Origin of the sequence: Flavobacterium sp. Leaf82 (assembly GCF_001422725.1) — a bacterium.
GTDB lineage: Bacteria > Bacteroidota > Bacteroidia > Flavobacteriales > Flavobacteriaceae > Flavobacterium.
This window is the reverse complement of sequence record NZ_LMMA01000036.1, coordinates 252,720-271,804: the sequence shown is the minus strand read 5'-3', so window position 1 is coordinate 271,804 and position 19,085 is coordinate 252,720. Positions and strand designations below refer to the sequence as shown.

The 19,085-nt window shown below is 35.8% G+C and carries 11 protein-coding genes; 1 reads left to right on the top strand and 10 read right to left on the bottom strand.

The window, feature by feature from the left end; genetic code table 11:
• Window positions 1–7: 7 nt before the first annotated feature.
• From ASF10_RS22945 to ASF10_RS22905, 9 genes are all read right to left on the bottom strand, one after another.
• Window positions 8–1,186 (bottom strand): glycoside hydrolase family 88 protein, encoded by a 1,179-nt coding sequence (locus ASF10_RS22945; RefSeq protein ID WP_056254805.1) that lies wholly within the window; start codon window positions 1,184–1,186, stop codon window positions 8–10.
• A gap of 318 nt (window positions 1,187–1,504) precedes the next feature.
• Complete coding sequence (locus ASF10_RS22940; RefSeq protein ID WP_056254802.1) at window positions 1,505–3,022, bottom strand: RagB/SusD family nutrient uptake outer membrane protein; 1,518 nt, start codon at window positions 3,020–3,022, stop codon at window positions 1,505–1,507.
• 17 nt (window positions 3,023–3,039) lie between these two features.
• The gene (locus tag ASF10_RS22935; protein WP_056254799.1) at window positions 3,040–6,042 is read right to left on the bottom strand and encodes a SusC/RagA family TonB-linked outer membrane protein; all 3,003 of its coding nucleotides are present in this window, start codon (window positions 6,040–6,042) and stop codon (window positions 3,040–3,042) included.
• 214 nt (window positions 6,043–6,256) lie between these two features.
• On the bottom strand, window positions 6,257–10,348 hold the full coding sequence (locus ASF10_RS22930) for a two-component regulator propeller domain-containing protein (protein WP_056254795.1): 4,092 nt from the start codon (window positions 10,346–10,348) through the stop codon (window positions 6,257–6,259).
• 344 nt (window positions 10,349–10,692) lie between these two features.
• Window positions 10,693–12,327, bottom strand: coding sequence for a DUF4955 domain-containing protein (locus ASF10_RS22925; protein ID WP_056254791.1), 1,635 nt, complete (start codon window positions 12,325–12,327; stop codon window positions 10,693–10,695).
• 330 nt (window positions 12,328–12,657) lie between these two features.
• Window positions 12,658–13,842 (bottom strand): mannonate dehydratase, encoded by a 1,185-nt coding sequence (gene uxuA / locus ASF10_RS22920; RefSeq protein ID WP_056254787.1) that lies wholly within the window; start codon window positions 13,840–13,842, stop codon window positions 12,658–12,660.
• Window positions 13,843–14,150: 308 nt separating this feature from the next.
• On the bottom strand, window positions 14,151–14,963 hold the full coding sequence (locus ASF10_RS22915; protein WP_056254784.1) for an SDR family oxidoreductase: 813 nt from the start codon (window positions 14,961–14,963) through the stop codon (window positions 14,151–14,153).
• Between the two features lie 107 nt (window positions 14,964–15,070).
• Window positions 15,071–15,736, bottom strand: a complete 666-nt coding sequence (locus ASF10_RS22910; protein WP_056254781.1) for a bifunctional 4-hydroxy-2-oxoglutarate aldolase/2-dehydro-3-deoxy-phosphogluconate aldolase — start codon at window positions 15,734–15,736, stop codon at window positions 15,071–15,073.
• Window positions 15,737–15,748: 12 nt separating this feature from the next.
• A complete protein-coding gene (locus tag ASF10_RS22905; RefSeq protein WP_056254780.1) occupies window positions 15,749–16,198 on the bottom strand; it encodes a YhcH/YjgK/YiaL family protein in 450 nt (149 codons plus the stop codon).
• A 278-nt stretch (window positions 16,199–16,476) separates the two neighbouring features.
• On the opposite strand from ASF10_RS22905, the gene ASF10_RS22900 reads away from it, so the two are divergent.
• Complete coding sequence (locus ASF10_RS22900; RefSeq protein WP_317039062.1) at window positions 16,477–17,571, top strand: LacI family DNA-binding transcriptional regulator; 1,095 nt, start codon at window positions 16,477–16,479, stop codon at window positions 17,569–17,571.
• Window positions 17,572–17,905: 334 nt separating this feature from the next.
• Here ASF10_RS22900 and ASF10_RS22895 read toward each other — a convergent pair whose 3' ends face one another.
• Window positions 17,906–19,075 (bottom strand): DUF4861 family protein, encoded by a 1,170-nt coding sequence (locus ASF10_RS22895; RefSeq protein ID WP_056254774.1) that lies wholly within the window; start codon window positions 19,073–19,075, stop codon window positions 17,906–17,908.
• Window positions 19,076–19,085: the final 10 nt, after the last annotated feature.

The window sequence follows — 19,085 nt, the reverse complement described above, 5'->3', positions numbered from 1 at the left end:
CCCTTAGTTACTTCTTTCTTAGTAATGCTTCCAGAAAATAATAGTCGGCATAGATTATAGGTTCGTCGATTTCGTCGTGTTTTGGCCAGTTTCCGGTGCTGTGATCAAATATAAAAGGCGCATTTATTTTTGGATTTAAAATATATTTATCAGATTCTAACGTGGTGATTATTTTATCGGCGAAAGCCAAATAACTTTTGTTTTTAGTATAACCGTAAAGCTCATATAAAGCAGAAGCCATAACGGTTGCAGCAGAAACATCACGTGCCGAATTTGGAATCGCAGGATCTCTAAAGTCCCAATACGGAATCCCGTCTTCGGGCAGGTTTTTATCTGTCATAAAAAAATGCGCTGTTGCTTCGGCTTGCTTTAGGTAAGCAGGATCTTTGGTATAGCGATAGGACATCGTAAATCCGTAGACCGCCCAGCCTTGACCGCGTGCCCAAACCGAATCATCATTATATCCCTGAAGTGTCGTTTTTTTTCTAACAGCTCCAGTTGCAGGATTATAATCGATAACGTGATAACAGCTATTGTCTGGTCTAAACTGGTTTTTGAGCGTTGTATTGGCGTGTTGAATCGCAATATCCTGATATTTTTTATTACCGGATAGTTTTGTGGCTTCAAAAAGCAATTCGAGATTCATCATGTTATCGATGATTACAGGATAATCCCAAATTTCCTTATTGAAATTCCAAGAACGGATTGCGCCCACTTTTGCATCAAAACGAGTACATAAAGTTTCAGCACCTTTAATGATAACGTCTTTGTATTCTTGCTTGTTTTCGACTTTCAGCGCTTCGCCATAACTGCAATAAACTTTAAAACCTACATCGTGAGAGTTTCTGTTTACGCTTTCTTTTTTACTGAAAGGCGTCCATTTTTCGGCTTGTTTTTTATAAGCATCATTTCCTGTTAATCGGTACAATTGCCAAAGATTTCCGGCAAAAAATCCGCTTGTCCAGTCTCGTGACGGAACTTTTTTAATATCATTGGTTTTGATCGTCATACTTCGTGGCATAGACATAGAATCAACCGGATAATCGAGTAACATTTTGTATCGCGTTTCCAGAAGAGTCTTTGCATTTGCAGAGCTGACTTTTGTTGGGGAATTAATCCCGGATTTGCACGCTGTTGCGAGCAATGCAAACCCCAGAATTAAAACAAAAAAACTAACTTTATTCATACTTACTTAATTGTTTTTTTAAGGAATGCATACTCTTGAATTGCCTTCGGCTTTAGCTGGAGGAATAGAGTTGCATTTTGATTAGGGCTTTAGCCAAACACCTTTGGCTAAAGCCTCTAAATACTACTTAATATTTGCATCCAGCTAAAGCTGGACGCTATTCATTTAAAGATTAAAATATTTCAAATACCTACGATTGTTTTATCATTTCGACGAAGGACAAATCACACTCGAAACTCGACAATCATTGACGATTTTGTATAGGGAATTTCTAGTGTAATCCTTCCTCCGTCAGGATGACAAAAATGAGGTTAAATCTTAATAACCCGGATTATTCGGTTTTAAATTAGGATTAATCGCTAACTCAGTTCCCGGTAATGGAAATAAATAATCTTTATTTGGATTAAAATTAGGATGTGGCTCAAATCCGTTTGGACCAAAAACTTCAGGACCGTTTTTAAGTCTTTTTATATCATACCATCTTACATACTCAAAGGCCAGTTCTAATCTTCTTTCGTTGATAACCATTTTTCTAAAATCAGTCTGAGATAATCCTGGTGTTACATTTGCAGGAAATGAAACCAGTTTTCCGTTTTTATTTCGGGCTCTGGCACGTACTCGGTTTACATAACCGTCAGCTTCTGCAGTTCCCGGAGAAATTTCGTTAAGTGCTTCAGCAGCTGTTAGCAAGACTTCGGCAAAACGCATGGTGATGTAATTGTGTTGCGAAGTTCTTCCGTTTGCACCGGCTTTCCCCGGAAAACGGTAATATTTAGCAATATGCGGACGTGGCGCTTTTTCGTTATCGCTGGACGGAAAAATCTGTAGAGATCCGCCCGGACCGGTTTTCTTTCTAATGATTGTATCAAAACTTACCGCTCTTCTGTAATCTCTTTTATCCCAGTCGTTAAAAACTTTTAAAGAAGGTACAGCAACAGAAAATCCCTGACCGTAACTGTAACTGTCATCTTTTAGGGAACCTGTAAAAAATGCCGTGTAATCCTGACCGTAATTTCCGGAAACTAAATTGTTAAAATCAATTGTAAACAAAGGCTCCTTAAGTTCAGCTGCTTTGGTAGCATTAAACAAATCCTGAAAATTTGCATCTAAACCTAAACCAAATTTGGCTTCGTTTGTAATAACATATTTAGATTCATCGTATGCTTTTTGATAATTTCCCAATGTCAGATAAACAGATGCCAAATAACCTGCAGCGGTACCTTTTCCGGGAACAGCTTTTACTTTTGGTTTGTCATCCAGCCATTGTTTTGCAAATTCTAAATCAGAAATGATTTTTGCGTACACATCAGCTTCTTTTGTTCTGCTTAAAGAATTCACCTGTGCAACATCGTTTACAACAAAATCAATATACGGAATATCTCCAAAAATCCGAACCAGATGATAGTAAGCAAATGCTCTTGCAAAATAAGCCTGAGCCACAATTGCATTTACTTTTGCAGGATCTCCGGGTGTTTTTTTAGCCCCTTCAATTGCCTGATTTGCGGCTGTAATAATGATGTACGATTGTGGCCAGAAGTTTGCCACAAGTGCATTTGTATCATTCATATTCATATCATTAACATCGATACGTGCCGCCTGAGTAGTTCTGTCGCCAATATCTGCCATATCATCACGCAGCATAAGCGCAATTGTAAATTCTCGTCCCCAATAATTATTGTGGGCAATGTTTGCAAACGCTCCATTTACGGCAGCTTGCAAGTCATCTGTGTTATTAAAGAAGTTGTCAGGACGAATAATTCCTACCGGATGTTCTTCTAAATCAGAACATCCAAAAGCGAATATTCCCAAGAAAAGAAAAGCTATATATTTTTTCATAATATTATTTTTTTAGACTAGAATTTTATATTGAAACCAAAAGTGAAGGTTTTTACATTTGGATAACTTCCGTAATCCAAACCTAAATTGGTATTACTTCTTGCATTGGTATCATTCAGGTAATTTACCTCAGGATCTGATCCCGGATAATCTGTAATGGTCCATAAATTTTGCGCACTGATGTAAAAACGAACTTTGTTCAATCCTATTTTCGAAACTACTTTTTCATCTAAACTATATCCAATTGAGATGTTTTTTAAACGAATGTAACTTGCATCATACACAAATCTCGACGTAATTCTTTTTGTTCTTGCAGCATTTGCAGGAACATTTGTGTCTGTATTGGTTGGCGTCCAGGCATCTAAAACTTCTGTTGTAGCATTGTTATTTCCTGAAGCCAGTTCCATCAAAGTATAATTTAAGATCTGATTTCCTTCTGAACCCTGAAAAAAGATATTTAAGTCAATATTTTTATAGGTGAAATCATTATTGAAACCAAAGATGAAATCAGGATTTGGATTCCCGATAATTGTTTTATCGTTTGAATCTAATTTTCCGTCACCATTTACATCTCTGAATTTTTCTCCACCCGCAGCAGTTTCAAAATTCCCGGGAAGAACAATTTCACCTTGTTGGATTACGCCATCATAAATAAACCCGAAGAACGAACCCACAGGCTGTCCAACTCTTAAAATCTGAGAATCTGTAGCAAGGAAATGTCCAGGCGTAGAGTTGATTAAAAGATCTTTATTATCGGCTAATTTTAAGACTTTGTTCTTGTTCGAAGAAATATTAAAACTTGTTGACCACGTAAAGTCTGCACCAATAAAGTTTTTGGTATTAATACCCAATTCCCAACCTTTGTTTTCTAATTCTCCCACATTTTGAAGCTGAGAAGCAATTCCTGAAACTCCCGGCAATGGTCTGTTAAACAATAAATCTTTGGTAATTGTTTTATAATAATCTGCTGTAATGCTGATTCTGTTATCAAATAAACCTAAATCAATACCGTAATCCTGTTGGTATGAGGTTTCCCATTTTAGATTCGGGTTGTTTAATGAAGTCAACTGAACCGCGTTTACAATTACGTCACCACTTACATCATAAATTTCTGAGAATCTTGATAAAGTAGAGTAGGCGCCAATCGATGGATTTCCGGTTGCACCATAACTTGCTCTTAATTTTAGATTCGAAACCGTTTTATTGTCTTTTAAGAAATTTTCCTTGCTAATATTCCATCCAATAGCTCCAGAAGGAAATGTTCCGTATTTATAGTTTTCACTAAAGCTCGAAGAACCGTCGCGACGCGCTGTAAACGTAAATAAATATTTGTCGTCATAATCAAAATTCAACCTTCCGAAAGCCGAGATCAATTCAGTTTCTGATAATCCGGAATCCGGTTTTAAAAATACAGTTCCTGCCCCTAAATTATGATAGGAATTGGTGTTGGTCAAAAATCCTCTTGACGCAGCATAAGAATTTTCGTTTTTGTTTTTTTGATACGAATATCCTCCAAGAACCGTTAAGATTCCTCTGTCGATAATTTCACGTTTGAATGTCAGATAATTTTCAGTCAGGAAAGAAGAAAATCTGGTATTGTTTACAGAAGCTTCACCTTTAATATTTTTTCCTGCAATTAAAGTTGACGGAATATAACGTCCGGTTTGCGAATTATTATCCGTTAATCCTAAAGTTGTTTTAAAATTTAAATCTTTAGTAATTTGATAAGATGCAAAAAAGTTACTTCTGTTTACGATAGAAACCGTTTCAAGAATATTCTCCATTGCCGTTGCGTACGGGTTATCAATATCGTCCCCAATTGGCGCCGTTGTTGTATAAGATCCGTCGGCATTATAAATGCCTTTGTCCGGCATAAATCTATATGCAGCGGCGATTACACCCGCAGCACCCGTTCCTCCGGCACCAGTCTGGCTGATAATTCCTTCTTTGTTTTGCTTGCTTTGAAATAAATTTAAACCCACTTTAAACTTATCTGATAAATCAGCTTCAAGATTACTTACAATCGTGTATTTATCGATTCCTGAATTGATTACAACTCCGTTTTGATTAAAGTAATTTCCTGAAACATAATACCTCACTTTGTCAGAACCTCCTGAAAATGACAATTGTGTATTCGAAATCATTCCTTCACGATAAATTACGTCTTGCCAGTCTGTGTCAGAACCTGCAGCAGTATGTGTTGTAAAACTTTTGCGATATGCCACAAACTGATCTGCATTTAATAAATGCAATTTGTTGTTTACAGATTGTACCGATGTTGAATTACTGAATTCGATAACTGGTTTTCCCGGTTTTCCCTTTTTGGTTGTAACCATAATAACCCCGTTTGAACCTCTTGATCCGTAAATGGCTGTAGCCGATGCATCTTTTAGAACCTCAATAGAAGCGATATCACTAGGCGCCGGCATGGCAACTCCTGCAAAACCATCGACCACGATAAGCGCATCTCCGCTGGCATTGATAGAAGTTCCGCCACGAACCCTGATTTTTACAGGTGCTCCAGGTTCTCCACCATTATTAGATTGTACCGAAACCCCCGCAGCGCGACCTTGTAAAGCCTGTTCTGCGTTTAATGTTGGGTAAGCCGTAAGTTCTTTTGCCGTAACAGAAGATACAGAACCTGTAATGTCACTTTTTTTACGAGTACCGTAACCTACAACAATTACCTCGTCCAGATTTTTAGTATCCGGTTTTAGACTCACATTGACTACTGTTTTATTGCCTAACGGAATTTCGACAGTCTGATATCCCACATAATTGAAGACTAAGACAGCGTTTTTATCAGAAACGATTACGCTATAGTTTCCATCCATATCTGCAGATCCTCCTACAGAAGAACCTTTGATATAAACATTAGCACCAGGAAGTCCCAGTAAATCTTCGCTCGAAGTTACTTTTCCGGTGACTTTTTTTTCCTGTGCATTCATAACAATATTTACCAGTAAAAAAGCTACTGACAAATACCATTTAAGCGATTTGAAATTTTGGTTTGTAAACATTCATTTTGGTTTTTAGGTTAATGTTAGATAAAATAAAAGAGCAATAAACTCATTCCTATTATGAGCAGTACAAATAGAACTTGCAGCAATATGAATTTTGTTTTTGTGATCTTCATAAGGGCAAATGTAACAGTGGTGAAGGATATAGAAATACAAAAAAGGGTATCTAAAAATACAGATACCCTTTTTTTAACCCTTTAAAATAACGAATTCCCTAAATTTTGACGGAAGACTTGAAAAATTTGTCAGCAAACTGAGTTGGTGTTTCTCCGTATTTTTTCTGGAAGCATTTACTAAAGTATTTCGGATTATTGAAACCTACTTTATAACTGATTTCAGAAACATTTAATTTGTTTTGTTCTAATAATTGAGCAGCACGTTTTAATCTTATTTCATGAATAAATTCGTTTGGCGTGTAATTCGTCCACGCTTTTATTTTAAGAAATAACATCGTTCTGCTTACGCCCAATTCTGTACAGAAAAACGGAATATCGAATTGTTCGTTTGAAATGTTTTCTTCTACAATTTTGAATGCTTTTTTTAGTAATTCTTCGTCTAATGAAGAAACGGTAATCTCTGACGGAATGAAATTGTCTTCGCTTGAGAATTTAAGTTTTAAACGTTCCGTCGAATTCAACAGGTTTTTAACCCGAAGTTTAAACTCAATTAAATTAAAAGGTTTACTGATATAATCGTCAGCGCCACTTTCTAAACCTTCGAATTTATAAACTAATGAAGTTCTCGAAGTCAGGAGAATAACCGGAATATGACTTGTTTTTAAATTTTCCTTGATTCTCGAACAAAGCTCAGTTCCTACCATTTCCGGCATAATTACGTCGCTTATTATTAAATTAGGAACATGCTGAAGTGCTTTTTCAAGCGCCACTTTTCCGTTTTCGGCTTCAATAATATTGTAATCTTCCTTAAGCAGGTTTTTCATGAATGACCGCAGCACTTTATGATCTTCGACAATCAGGATCGTTTGTTTTTCGTCATTTACCACAAAATCATCAATATCATCCGGTTCAGTTATTTCTACGGTTTCTAATTGTGCGGTATATTGATCGATGTCGTCACTAATTTTAAAATCGGTAATAATTTCACTGTCCAAAAGATGCGTTCTGCCCAACGGAAGCGTAACTGTAAAAACTACTCCTTCGGTATTTTTATTGGTTACGTCAATGTTTCCTTTATGGAGTTTCACGATATTTTTTACTATTGAAAGCCCAATTCCAGTGCCTTTATTATAATTTTTCTGAACACTTTTAGGAATTGGAGCTTCAAAAAACAAATCAAAAATTTTATCGATATGTTCCTCAGCAATTCCAACACCTGAATCTTCAACAGCTATAAAAAGATTCTCGTTATCGTGTGAGATTTTAAGATGAATGTTTCCCCCTTTTGGAGTATATCTAAAAGCGTTTGAAATTAAATTATAGAAAACGCGCTCCAGTTTATAGCGATCAAAATATACGGGAATTTCTTCCTGAGATGATTCAAAAGTATAGGTATAACCGCCATCTTTGGCATATTCGATAAAAGACAAAAAGATTTCTTTGGTAAATTTTACAATATTTCCCTCAGCAGATTCCAGTGTAACCTGATGATTTTCGAGTTTTCTAAAATCCATTAAACGATTTATTAAACTCAAAAGGTGATTGGCACTTCCTTCAATAACCAATAACTTTTTATACATTTCGTTCGTACCGTTATAATTCGCAAGAATTTGTTGTAACGGTCCTAAAATCAATGTCAAAGGCGTTCTGAATTCATGCGAGATATTAGTAAAGAAATCCAGTTTAGCCAGATTATTTTCTTCAATTCGCTTGGTTTCCAGATATTCTAATTCCAGTTTTTGTTTTAATCTCGCTTTCGATTTCATGATCCAGATTAAACCGTATAATCCCAGACCAATTACGATTGCATAGAATAAAAATGCCCAGATACTGCGCCACGGAGCAGGTTTTACGATAACAGTCAGAGTAGTTGCTTTTTTGTTCCAGACACCGTCATTGTTTGCGCCTTTGACCTCAAATGTATAAGTTCCGGGATTCTGAATAGCAAAAATAGCTTCGGTACTTTTGGTTACTGTCCAGTTATTTTCCAATCCAACCATTCGGTAACTATACTGATTGTTTTTTGATCGAATATAATTAGGAATCGCAAAATCGATAGAGAAATTTGCCTTGTCATAATCAAGTGTAATGGTTTTGGTATAACCAATGTTTTTTTCTAAAATACCCAAAGAATCATTGGCGTGAATCGTTTGGTTTTTGATTTTCAGGTTTGTAATTAACACTTTTGGAGCATATGTGTTTAAAGAGATTTTCTTGGCATCAAAATAGGTTGCTCCGGACGGACTTCCAAAATAAAACTTATTCGAGTCCAGTTTTAATGCTGCATTATCATTGAATTCATTACTCGCCAAACCATCTTTTTGGTCATAAATAACAACATTTTTGAGTGTGGTACTGTATTTTATAATGCCTTGATTAGTACTTATCCATAAATTTTTATCATCATCTTCTAATATCGAATGTATCGAAGTAATCACCGTATTACCAACTCTTAAATTGATCTTATTGAATTTTTTTCCATCAAAATAATGCAGACCTTTTGCTTTTGTTCCTACCCAGATTTTATTTTGACTGTCCTGAAACAAAGTCAGAATATCATCGCCAGAAGCAGAAGCCGAATCAAAAAAGTAGTGCTTGATAGAATATTTATTGGGAGCAAAATTGTTTAGCGGGATATAATTCAGTCCGTTTTGAGTACCAATCCAAATGCCTTTTTTTTGATCGACTAAAATTGTTCTTACAATATTATTGGTCAGATAATTGGGTTTTGTATTGTCGTTTCCAATAGTTTCAAAAGTTTTGGAAATAGTATTGTACCGAATCAAACCTTTGCCAAAAGTACCAATCCAGATAATGTCATTTCCTTCGGCTTTGATCGAATAAACACCGGATTCTTTTAATAAAACATTCAAATCAGCAGCAATCCTGTTATCTTCAATTCTTTTCGAAACAACATTATAAGCAGATAATCCTTTAGAAAAAGTCCCAATCCATAAAATAGTACCGGAAAGGCACATCGATTTAATATCGTTTTTGACCGTTTGCCCGCTTTTACTGTTGATATAACTTACAGCTTCGGTATTTTTATTGTAAATCGTAATACCGCCACCTTCAGTTCCAAAATAAATATTGTCATTTTTATCTGAAATAATAGAACTCACAACATCAAAACTCATCGGAATCTTTTTCGAATTCTGATTGTAATTAGAGAAATTCACATTCGAAATATCCCAAAGATTAACACCTTTATAATAACAGCCAATCCATACAGAACCTTTTCGATCCATATAAACTGATTTTACCTTATCGATTCCGTTGCTGTTATTGCTGTTATTTATTTTCTGGATGCTTTTATCTTTGCCTAAAATGTAGATTCCGTCATACGCTCCAATCCATAATGAACCCTGATTGTCGATAGAAAGAGAACGAATATCAGTATTGATCTCGCGGTATTGATCCGGTGATAAAAAAGATACGAATGCATTAGAAATTTTGTCGAATTTTAAAAGTCCTTTGTTTTTTGTACCAATCCATAAATTTCCTGAATCATCTTCAGTAATTGCCTGAACATTTAACTGGTCAATACTATTTAAAGGATAGTTTTTAAAGAATAACTTTCCATTTTTTCTGCCCGTAAGCTGGCATAAACCTTTTGTAGTACCAATCCAGATTTCTCCTTTTTTAGTTTTTAAAATGCTTAAAATATTGTTGCTCGGCAGAGTAGAAGCATCAGTATCTGAATGAAAAACAGAGATAAACTGTTTTGATTTTTTATTATAAATTGTTAATCCTTTCGAAGTTCCAAACCACATTTCGTCGCCAATTTCCTTAATCGACCAGATAGCATTGCTGCTTATTGTATGATTGGTTTTTGTATGTAAATAACGTTTAAAAGTATTTTTTACAGGATTATAGCAATTAAGACCATTATAAGTTCCAACCCATATTTTTCCTTTATTATCTTCCTCAATAGATAAAATATCATTGTTGCTGATCGAATTTTTGTTCGTGACATCATTTCTAAAAATCGTGAATTTGCTTCCGTCGTATTTGTTAAGACCATCGCGCGTACCAAACCACATTTGTCCAAATTTATCCTGATGAATAGCAATGACAGAACTCTGTGAAAGCCCGTCAGTAGTCGAGATATTCTTAAGGCGGTATTTATTTTGGGAAAACATATTTCCAAAAACAGATACGATTATTAGAAAAGCTATTTTGTATTTCATGGCATTGAAATTTTAGTAAAGAATTCTGTTTTGCCACAGATTAAAATGATTAGAAAGATTAACGAAATAATTTTAAAAAAATAGCCACGAATTCACGAATGATTTCGGTTAATTAATAAAAAAAATTCGTGAATTCGTGGTAAAAAAATCTTTTTAATCTGTAAATCCCAATAACTATCGGGAGTGGCTAAAATATTAACACATAGAAACATAGATTTTTCTTTACTGAAAAGAGTCAATCAAAAAAACTAGTTTTCACACATAGCTATACGTAATACTATGATTGTTAATGCAAGTGAAACGCTTTTTTACACTCCAAAAAACTATGTTTCTATGTGTTTAAATTAATTTTTTAATCGTTTCTGCAATTGATAATCATACAACGAAGGAACTTTATCCATTGCTGTATTTAAGAACTCAATATAAGCATCAGGTTCATATTTTACTTCGAATTTGGTGTTTCCGTTCACGCCAATAATTCTTGCAAAAGGACCATCTTTCATGCCGTATAATAAAGCCGGTTTATCATTTGGGTTTGAAACCTGAACATTCAGATTCCAAAAAGTACTAAAAGGTCCGTGAGAAGGTTTCCAGTAATCAGCACCGCCACCCCCAAATAACAGATAACTATTATTTTTGTCCGCCGTAATATGTACCGTAATATTATCAAATAAGTTTTGATGATTCGCCCCCGAATGCTGATCTAAAAGAGCATCGGCAAAAATCTCACAATCCTGATACACGTTTTTAGTCGAAAAAGTATTAAAACTTAAAGGATGTACCGCCTTATTATAGATTTTTAGATTCTTAACCAGAACATTGTGCACACCGCCCAAAGTCACCGTATAATGCGACAAATGAGCACCATCGGTCACAATATCCTGAACGGTAACATTCGCAATTTCTTCGCCTAAAATTCCGCTATCGGCATTGGTGATTTTAATGTCTTTTACCCAACTATTAAAAAGTCTGGTTAGAAAAATTCCGTTATTTCCAGGTTCTACGTGATGAGCAACTCTTGGAATATCAGGAAAAGTAAAACGCAAATGTTCGATTCCTACTTCTTCAAGATGTTTCCATTCTACCAATTGTGCCTGATAACTTGGTTTTATAGCAATCGTCAAAGGCGTTTTAATCGTGATTTTTGAACCCGAAATTTTAGTAATTTCTACCTGTTGTCTTACGATTGGAAGTTTAGGAAATTTCCAGTGATGAGAACCCGGTTTTACATTCGCGCCTTTGTACAAATCTTTTATGATTTCGCCGTTTTCGCCATCCTTATTAAATAATTGCAATTCGACAATATCGCCAACTTTCAATCCTTTTATTTCCGAAACCGAAATGGTATGTTCACCCATATTTCCAGAACTCACTTTCGCTAACGGATTTGGCGTAGGCTCATATTTATCCAGATACGATTTTACACGTTCACCCGGAACTTGCGTCCAGATAAATCCGCCCGACCAGGCATATTGCGAGAAAGGCAAATCGACATTGTTTTCTGGTTCGCGTTGTCTTTTATCGAGTGTAGTCAGATATTCTCGAAGTTCGGCCAAAGACTCAGAATCCTTAAGATACATCATTGGTCTTGGGCAATAAATTTCGGTTCCGTTATCACCAGAACCCGCACCTCGAAGAACGAAATTACTCCTTTCGATATAGACAATTTCGCTCAGGATAATGCGTCCCGCTGGCAATTGCAAAATCACATTTCCTTCAACCGCATTGGCAGCTTTTACCGCTTTTAGTAAAGCTTTCGAATCATCAAGACCATCATTTGCTTTTACGCCATAATCAGTCGCATTGATGATCGTTCCCTGAGTTTCCGGCAGTTTTTTTTCTCCAAAATGATAACCAGCATAACTAAAATCAGGCAGATAATTGGCTTTTGAATCACTCAGTATTTTAGGCGTTTGCTGCGCCATAACAATACTATTGACAAAAACACTGCAGTAGATAAGGAGGGTTTGGGTATTCATGGTTGTGGTTATTTGGTTAGTTAGTTTTTTTATGCCACAAAGGCACTAAGGCGCAAAGTTTTAATCGCAATCTTGTCATTTCGACGAAGGAGAAATCTTCACAAGAAACTCCGCAGAGAATGGAAATACATTGCGGAGATTTCTCCTTCGTCGAAATGACAAACTAGACTTTATATTATTTATTATTCTTATTAAATTAGATAAATCTTTGACAAAGATGATCTTCATTAAACAGCCACGAATTCACGAATTTTTCTAATTAATTATGCGCAATCATTCGTGAATTCGTGGCAAAAAATCTTCGCGCCTCTGCGACTTTGCGCGATTATATTATAGCGACTTCTTAATCCCCATTTCAAGTCCTCTCAACTCCGCCAATCCTCTCAAACGCCCAATCGCAGAATATCCCGGATTGGTCTTTTTATTTAAATCGTCCAGCATTTGATGCCCGTGATCCGGACGCATTGGCAATTGACTGTTATTTCTTTTTTCTACTTCGATAATCGCTTTTACCACTTCGTACATATCTACATCGCCTTCAAGATGATTCGCTTCATAAAAGCTTCCTTCAGCATCTCTTTCCGTGCTTCTTAAGTGAATAAAATTCATTTTATCGCCGTGGCGTCTTACGATTCCAGGTAAATCATTATCAGCGCGCACGCCATAAGAACCCGTACACATTGTAAACCCGTTCGATTTTGATTCGGCGCAAGCCATCAATTCAACCAAATCCTCTTCGGTACTTACTACTCTTGGCAATCCTAGAATCGGGTAGGGCGGATCGTCAGGATGAATCGCCATCAAAACACCTTTACTTTCGGCAACCGGAATAATTTCCTGTAAAAAGAAGAATAAATTTTTCTTCAAAGCCGCTCTGTCAATATGGTTGTAACCGCTTAAAGTAATCAGGAAATCCTCTACAGAATACGCTTCTTCAGCACCCGGAAGTCCCGCCAAAATATTTTGCTGTAATTTTACTTTATCAGCATCCGTCATAGCTTCAAAATAGCTTTTTGCCTTCCCGATTTGTGCTGCCGAATATTCATTTTCTGCTCCCGGTCTTTTCAAAATATACAATTCAAAAGCAGCAAAAGCATTAATATCAAAACGTAAAGCTTTCGATCCGTCAGCAGTTTCATACGCCAGATCCGTTCTCGACCAATCTAAAACCGGCATGAAATTATAGCAAATACATTTGATCCCGCATAATGCCAGATTTCGAATACTTTCCTTATAATTTTCAATGTACTGAAGATAATTTCCGGTTTGCTTCTTAATGTCTTCATGAACCGGAATACTCTCTACAACCGACCATGTCAATCCCGAAGCTCCTTTTTTAGGATCTCCGTTTTCATGTTCAATTTCGACTTTTCGTTTAATAATTTCTTCAATATCCCAAACTTGTCCATTCGGGATATGGTGTAATGCCGTTACAATTCCGGTAGCTCCGGTTTGTTTAATATCTTGCAGAGAAACGGGATCGTTTGGCCCGAACCATCTTAACGTTTGTTCCATTTTCAATTTGTTTTTTGCCTCCAAAGCCTTAAACTTTGAGAGTATTATTTTTATAATTTTCAGGAGCTAATCCCGCTATACGTTTCAATCTTTTATTTTTTTAAAGAAAAAAAATAAAAGGATTTCCACTTCTATCGGGGCTAGGACACTTATTTTCATGAGAAGCATTTTGCATTTTTATATCATACTGAGATCTAATTTTCATTATCGTATGTCACCCTGAGCGGAGTCGAAGGGCGCTCCAATTGGAACTTAGGCTTCGACTACGCTCAGCCTGACAATAGAGATGTAATCGTAAAATAAAAATTTTAAATACTTGTAGCCGCAAATCCCCCATCGACTTTTAAGATCGTTCCCGTTACAAATTTTGACATATCACTGCATAAAAATAAAAGCGCACCATCAATATCTCCCGGAGTTCCAAATCTTCCCATTGGCGTATGTTCGATAATTTTTTCGCCTCTTGGAGTCAGTTTTCCTTCCGGAGTCAATAATAAAGCGCGGTTTTGTTCGCCAATAAAAAATCCCGGTGAAATTGCATTTACACGAATTCCTTCTCCGTATTTTGAAGCCAGTTCAACCGACATCCATTGCGTGAAATTATCAATTGCCGCTTTTGAAGCTGAATACCCCACAACTCTCGTTAAAGGCCTTTGCGCTGATGCCGACGAGATATTAATGATGTTTCCTTGTTTTTGTTTCGCAAAAAGTTCCGAAAACACCTGAGTTGGCAACATGGTACCAATAATATTAAGATCGACTACTTTTTGCAAGTCATCTACTTTCATATCATAAATCGCCTGATCTGGCTGAATAGTTGCACCGGGCATATTGCCACCCGCAGCATTGATCAAAATATCCAGACGACCATATTTTTCTACGATAAAATCTCTGGCTTTTTCCAGTTCTTCTTTATTTAAAACATTCGCCTGAACCGCAAAAGCTTTTCCGCCATTGCTTTCGATAGTTTCAACTGTTTTATTGGCTTTTTCAATCGATTGAGAAACGATTCCCACAATAACGCCTTGTTTGGCAAGAACGTTTGCAAAGTTGCTTCCCAATACACCGGCGCCACCCGTTATTAATGCAATTTTTCCTTTTAGGTTAAATATTGAATCCATTTTATGTTTTATAATTTGTTGTGTGTTTTTGCTATAGTTTAAAAAAGATTAGAAAAGATTTTTTAAAATAATCTGTGTTAATCTTTTTAATCTGTGGCAAGAATAATTTATTGTTTTCGTATCGTCTGAATGATCTCCAGCGCTTTTCTCGTTTCACTTTCAATCACAGGATAATCTTGTTCTTCCATACGCTTTTTACTGATGAGTTTGCTTCCTAATCCAACCGCAGAAGCGCCGGCAGAAAACCAACTCTCAATACTGGCATGTGTAGTTTCGACTCCGCCTGTGGTCATGAAAACCAACGATGGGAAAACATCTTTTATACTGCTTAAAAATTCTGTACCCAATATATTTCCCGGAAACAATTTCACGAGTTTTATTCCTGCATTTTCGGCCGCTATAATTTCTGTTGGTGTCATACAACCCGGAGCGTACAAAACTCCTTTGTCTTTCAAGAAATCAGCCACTTCAGGAACAAACCCCGGACTAATAAAAAAATCGGCTTGGGCGTCGTTAAATGCTTTGGCGTGTTCCAGATTTTTAATCGTTCCGATACCCAATAACATTTCAGGTAATTCGGCATTTCGAACAGCCACCATTTTTTTGAAGTTCGATAATGCTTCAGGACCTCTGTTCGTATATTCAACTGCTCTGATTCCAGCCTTGTAAAGTGTTCTTAAAATCTCAACGCTAATAGTTTCGTCAGTAATAAAATACAGCGGAAGAATACCTTGCTCGGCAATAACATTTATGGTATTTTGAATTGTGCTCATCAGTTTTTAAATTTAAACTCTAACTTTAATAACGATTTTTTTAAGCGTTCCTTCGCCAATCATTGCAGCGTGAACATCTGTGGGGAATAGAATCGCAAATTGTTTTTCCTGCAATTCAAAAAACATATCCGGTTTATCGTGAAAAAAGCGAACATCTCTTTCGTCGCTATAATCCCCATTTGGACTCACACATTTTTCTCTTGGTTTCCAGGCAAAAGTTTCCGGACCTTTTATCGAAATCTGAATATCGATGTTTTGATCGTGACATTCAAAACCTTTTATACTTTCTTCTTTTGTGGCACCTTCACCAACAATTACAATTACTTTTAATCCGTCGGCAATTTCAAAAGCACCTTCTTCAAGTTGGCTGATATCGTTTTGATTTACATATTCAAAAGCTTCTTTGAATTTAGGATGAAGGCTGAAATATTTTGCAGCGTTTTGTAATGAATCTACAATCATTTTATTTGGTTTTTATATTTTCTAATTTGATTTTATATCTAAAGTTTTAACTTATATGATTTATTGTATCTTACTGGTTTTTAGTAATTAATATTATATATGTCAGTATTTATTTTTATGTCAGTTTTTGTATTCTAAGATTCCTTTAAATCTTGTAATAACTTAAATCGTTGTAAATATTTTGATTTAATGTTATGTTTTTTCAAACACATGTGTATATTTGCGTGTACGCACACGGGCTTTTACAAATGTATATAAAAAGTTAAGTAAAACAACTTATATTTAATAAAAATAATAATAATTTAGAGCGATGTAAAGCGTCATTTAACTTAAAACTTATCAATATCATAACGATAAAAAAAATTGCCGAATTAGCCAATGTTTCCCCTGGAACTGTTGATAGAATTATCCATAATCGTGGGCAGGTTGCTCAGGAAAATGTAGATAAAGTAAATGCTATTATTGAACAATATGGCTACAAACGAAACATTCTGGCGAGTAATCTGGCGTTGAATAAAAAGTTCCATTTTGCAGTATTTTTACCTCAATATGAAAATCTCGAGTACTGGAAAAGCCAAATTACCGGAATCGAAAAAGCGGCTGTAGAATTTAGTAAATTCGGAATTGTTCTGGACTATTTCTTTTATGATTTTAATGTGGTTTCGTTTAAAGAAGCTGTAAAAAAAGTCTTAGAATTTGATTGCAACGGACTATTGTTTGCGCCTATTTTTTATCAGGAATCCATTCGCTTTTTAGCAGAATATGAAAAGAAAAATATTCCGGTTGTTATGATCGATTCGAATATTTCAAATAATGATGAACACGCTTATGTGGGACAAGACGCTTTTCAGAGCGGATATCTTGCCGGAAGATTAATCAGTTTTGCCGTTAAGAATGAAAGACAGATCCTGATTTTTAAAATCACCAGAGAGATCGAAAGCACCTCTGTTTATTTACAACGTATCGATGGCTTTTATTCTTTTTTTAAAGATCATGAAGAACTAAAAAACTTCAAATTTTCTGAAGTCACGATAAAAGATTCGGGAATTGATCAACTAAATTTAGAAATGTTCTCCGGAATCAACAGCGTTTTTGTACCTAATTCAAGAGCTTATATTGTTGCCAGATTTTTAGAACAAAACAATATAAAAGGCGTAAGGATTATTGGTTACGATTTACTAAAAGAAAATATAGAATACTTAAACAAAGGCGTAATCGATTTTCTAATCAACCAAAGACCCGAAGAGCAAGGATATATGGGAATAAATCATTTGTATAAAAAGCTGGTATTGCAGGAAACCGTAGTTAATACACATTATATACCGCTAGAAATTATTTTAAAAGAGAATTATTTTCCTGTGAAGAAAGAGTAGAAGTTTGGCCCACGGGTTTGGCGGGTTTAAACTGGTTTTCGCGGATTTTTTATTTTTGTTTACAATCTTTGTCATCCTGACGGAGGAAGGATCACACGCGAAACTCCGCAAAGTTAGTCGCCAATCTTTGTCGAATTACTAGTGTGATCCTTCCTCCGTCAGGATGACAAGATTGGGTGCAAATCTAAACGAATAAACCCGACAGGTTTTAAAAACCTGTCGGGTTTGTTTTTTAGCGAAAAGTTTGTCAGGATAACAAAGATTGCGGTAAACAAAAATAAAAATCCGCGTCAATCCGTTCAAACCCGTCAAATCCGTGGGCAAAAAAAAAACACTATTTCTTAACCTTCACAACCAAAGGATTATTAATCTTTTTAGCAAACAAACTTAAATATGTTTCCCAATCTTGTTTGGTTTGAAACGGACTTCCTTTTTTCCATCCAAAACCAACATAATAAATGGCTTTATTGTTTTTTACTTCGATGTTTCCGTAAAGATTACTTAAGTCTTTATCTTCCGTAATATGATTGTCAAAGCTCGTTAAAGTATTTTTTGGAGCCACAATTCCGGTTCCAATTTCAGAATCGTCTATTGGTTCCCAATGGCTTAACCAGCCTTCTTTTATATTGGTTCCAATTGTTCCTTTTTTGTCATGAAGTGTTAATCCGGCTGCAATAGCTTTTGTTCCCGTAATATGGATCTCAAAACGAGAAAGGTAACTTCCGTAATCAAGACTTATCAATTTAGACTCCGTTATTTTATTGCCTTTTGCATCCCAATCGGCATAAGTTAGGATAAAACTCGTTCTGATAGGTCCGGTTGTAATGGTTTTCCAGGAGGTGAAATTCTTAGAAAAATAATATTTATCATCGACTTTAACGGCAATTCCGCCAACACCGCGACTATCTCCCACATGAAAATTATCCAAGCCTTCGCCAGTATCTTTATGATATGTTCCGGTTCCGTTAGTGGCTTTTTCGTACCATTTATTGATTATTGGGTAATCGACTCTTTTTAGCCAGGCATCAATTCCGCTTGTTAAAGTTCCCCCTGCAATTTTATCTTCGACCATTTTTTGTGCCACAGGACCATAGGTTCTAAAGGCAACTTTGTTGTTTTCCCAAGCATAATCATCCGTTCGTTCCGGAACAAATCTCGAATAGCAATTGATATTTTTTGTTCCTGATGGATTGTCTGATGGTATAACTTCAAACTCTTTTGTAGAGGAAGCGCTTATTTTCGGCTGAAATAATAAGAGATCCATAACACCATCGCCATCATTGTCTACTGCTTGCGTTTCTAAATACGAATTAGAACTTATATCTTTTACCGTATAATCTTCGAGTTTAGCTGATGATGGTAATTGGAGTGATTTTTTAGTAAGTTCAACCGTTTCATATTCCCGATCGACAGAAAGGGAATTAGTAACCGTAATAATTTTGTTTTGAGCATGAATGGTAAAACTACTTGCCAGAATCGCGAGAAATAAAAGAGGCTTTTTCAAAGTGGTTATT

What these genes read in the sequence shown, in the direction of transcription:
- ASF10_RS22945 (WP_056254805.1), bottom strand. Translation starts at nt 1,186, where the DNA reads ATGAATAAAGTTAGTTTTTTTGTTTTAATTCTGGGGTTTGCATTGCTC.
- ASF10_RS22940 (WP_056254802.1), bottom strand. Translation starts at nt 3,022, where the DNA reads ATGAAAAAATATATAGCTTTTCTTTTCTTGGGAATATTCGCTTTTGGA.
- ASF10_RS22935 (WP_056254799.1), bottom strand. Translation starts at nt 6,042, where the DNA reads ATGTTTACAAACCAAAATTTCAAATCGCTTAAATGGTATTTGTCAGTA.
- ASF10_RS22930 (WP_056254795.1), bottom strand. Translation starts at nt 10,348, where the DNA reads ATGAAATACAAAATAGCTTTTCTAATAATCGTATCTGTTTTTGGAAAT.
- ASF10_RS22925 (WP_056254791.1), bottom strand. Translation starts at nt 12,327, where the DNA reads ATGAATACCCAAACCCTCCTTATCTACTGCAGTGTTTTTGTCAATAGT.
- uxuA (WP_056254787.1), bottom strand. Translation starts at nt 13,842, where the DNA reads ATGGAACAAACGTTAAGATGGTTCGGGCCAAACGATCCCGTTTCTCTG.
- ASF10_RS22915 (WP_056254784.1), bottom strand. Translation starts at nt 14,963, where the DNA reads ATGGATTCAATATTTAACCTAAAAGGAAAAATTGCATTAATAACGGGT.
- ASF10_RS22910 (WP_056254781.1), bottom strand. Translation starts at nt 15,736, where the DNA reads ATGAGCACAATTCAAAATACCATAAATGTTATTGCCGAGCAAGGTATT.
- ASF10_RS22905 (WP_056254780.1), bottom strand. Translation starts at nt 16,198, where the DNA reads ATGATTGTAGATTCATTACAAAACGCTGCAAAATATTTCAGCCTTCAT.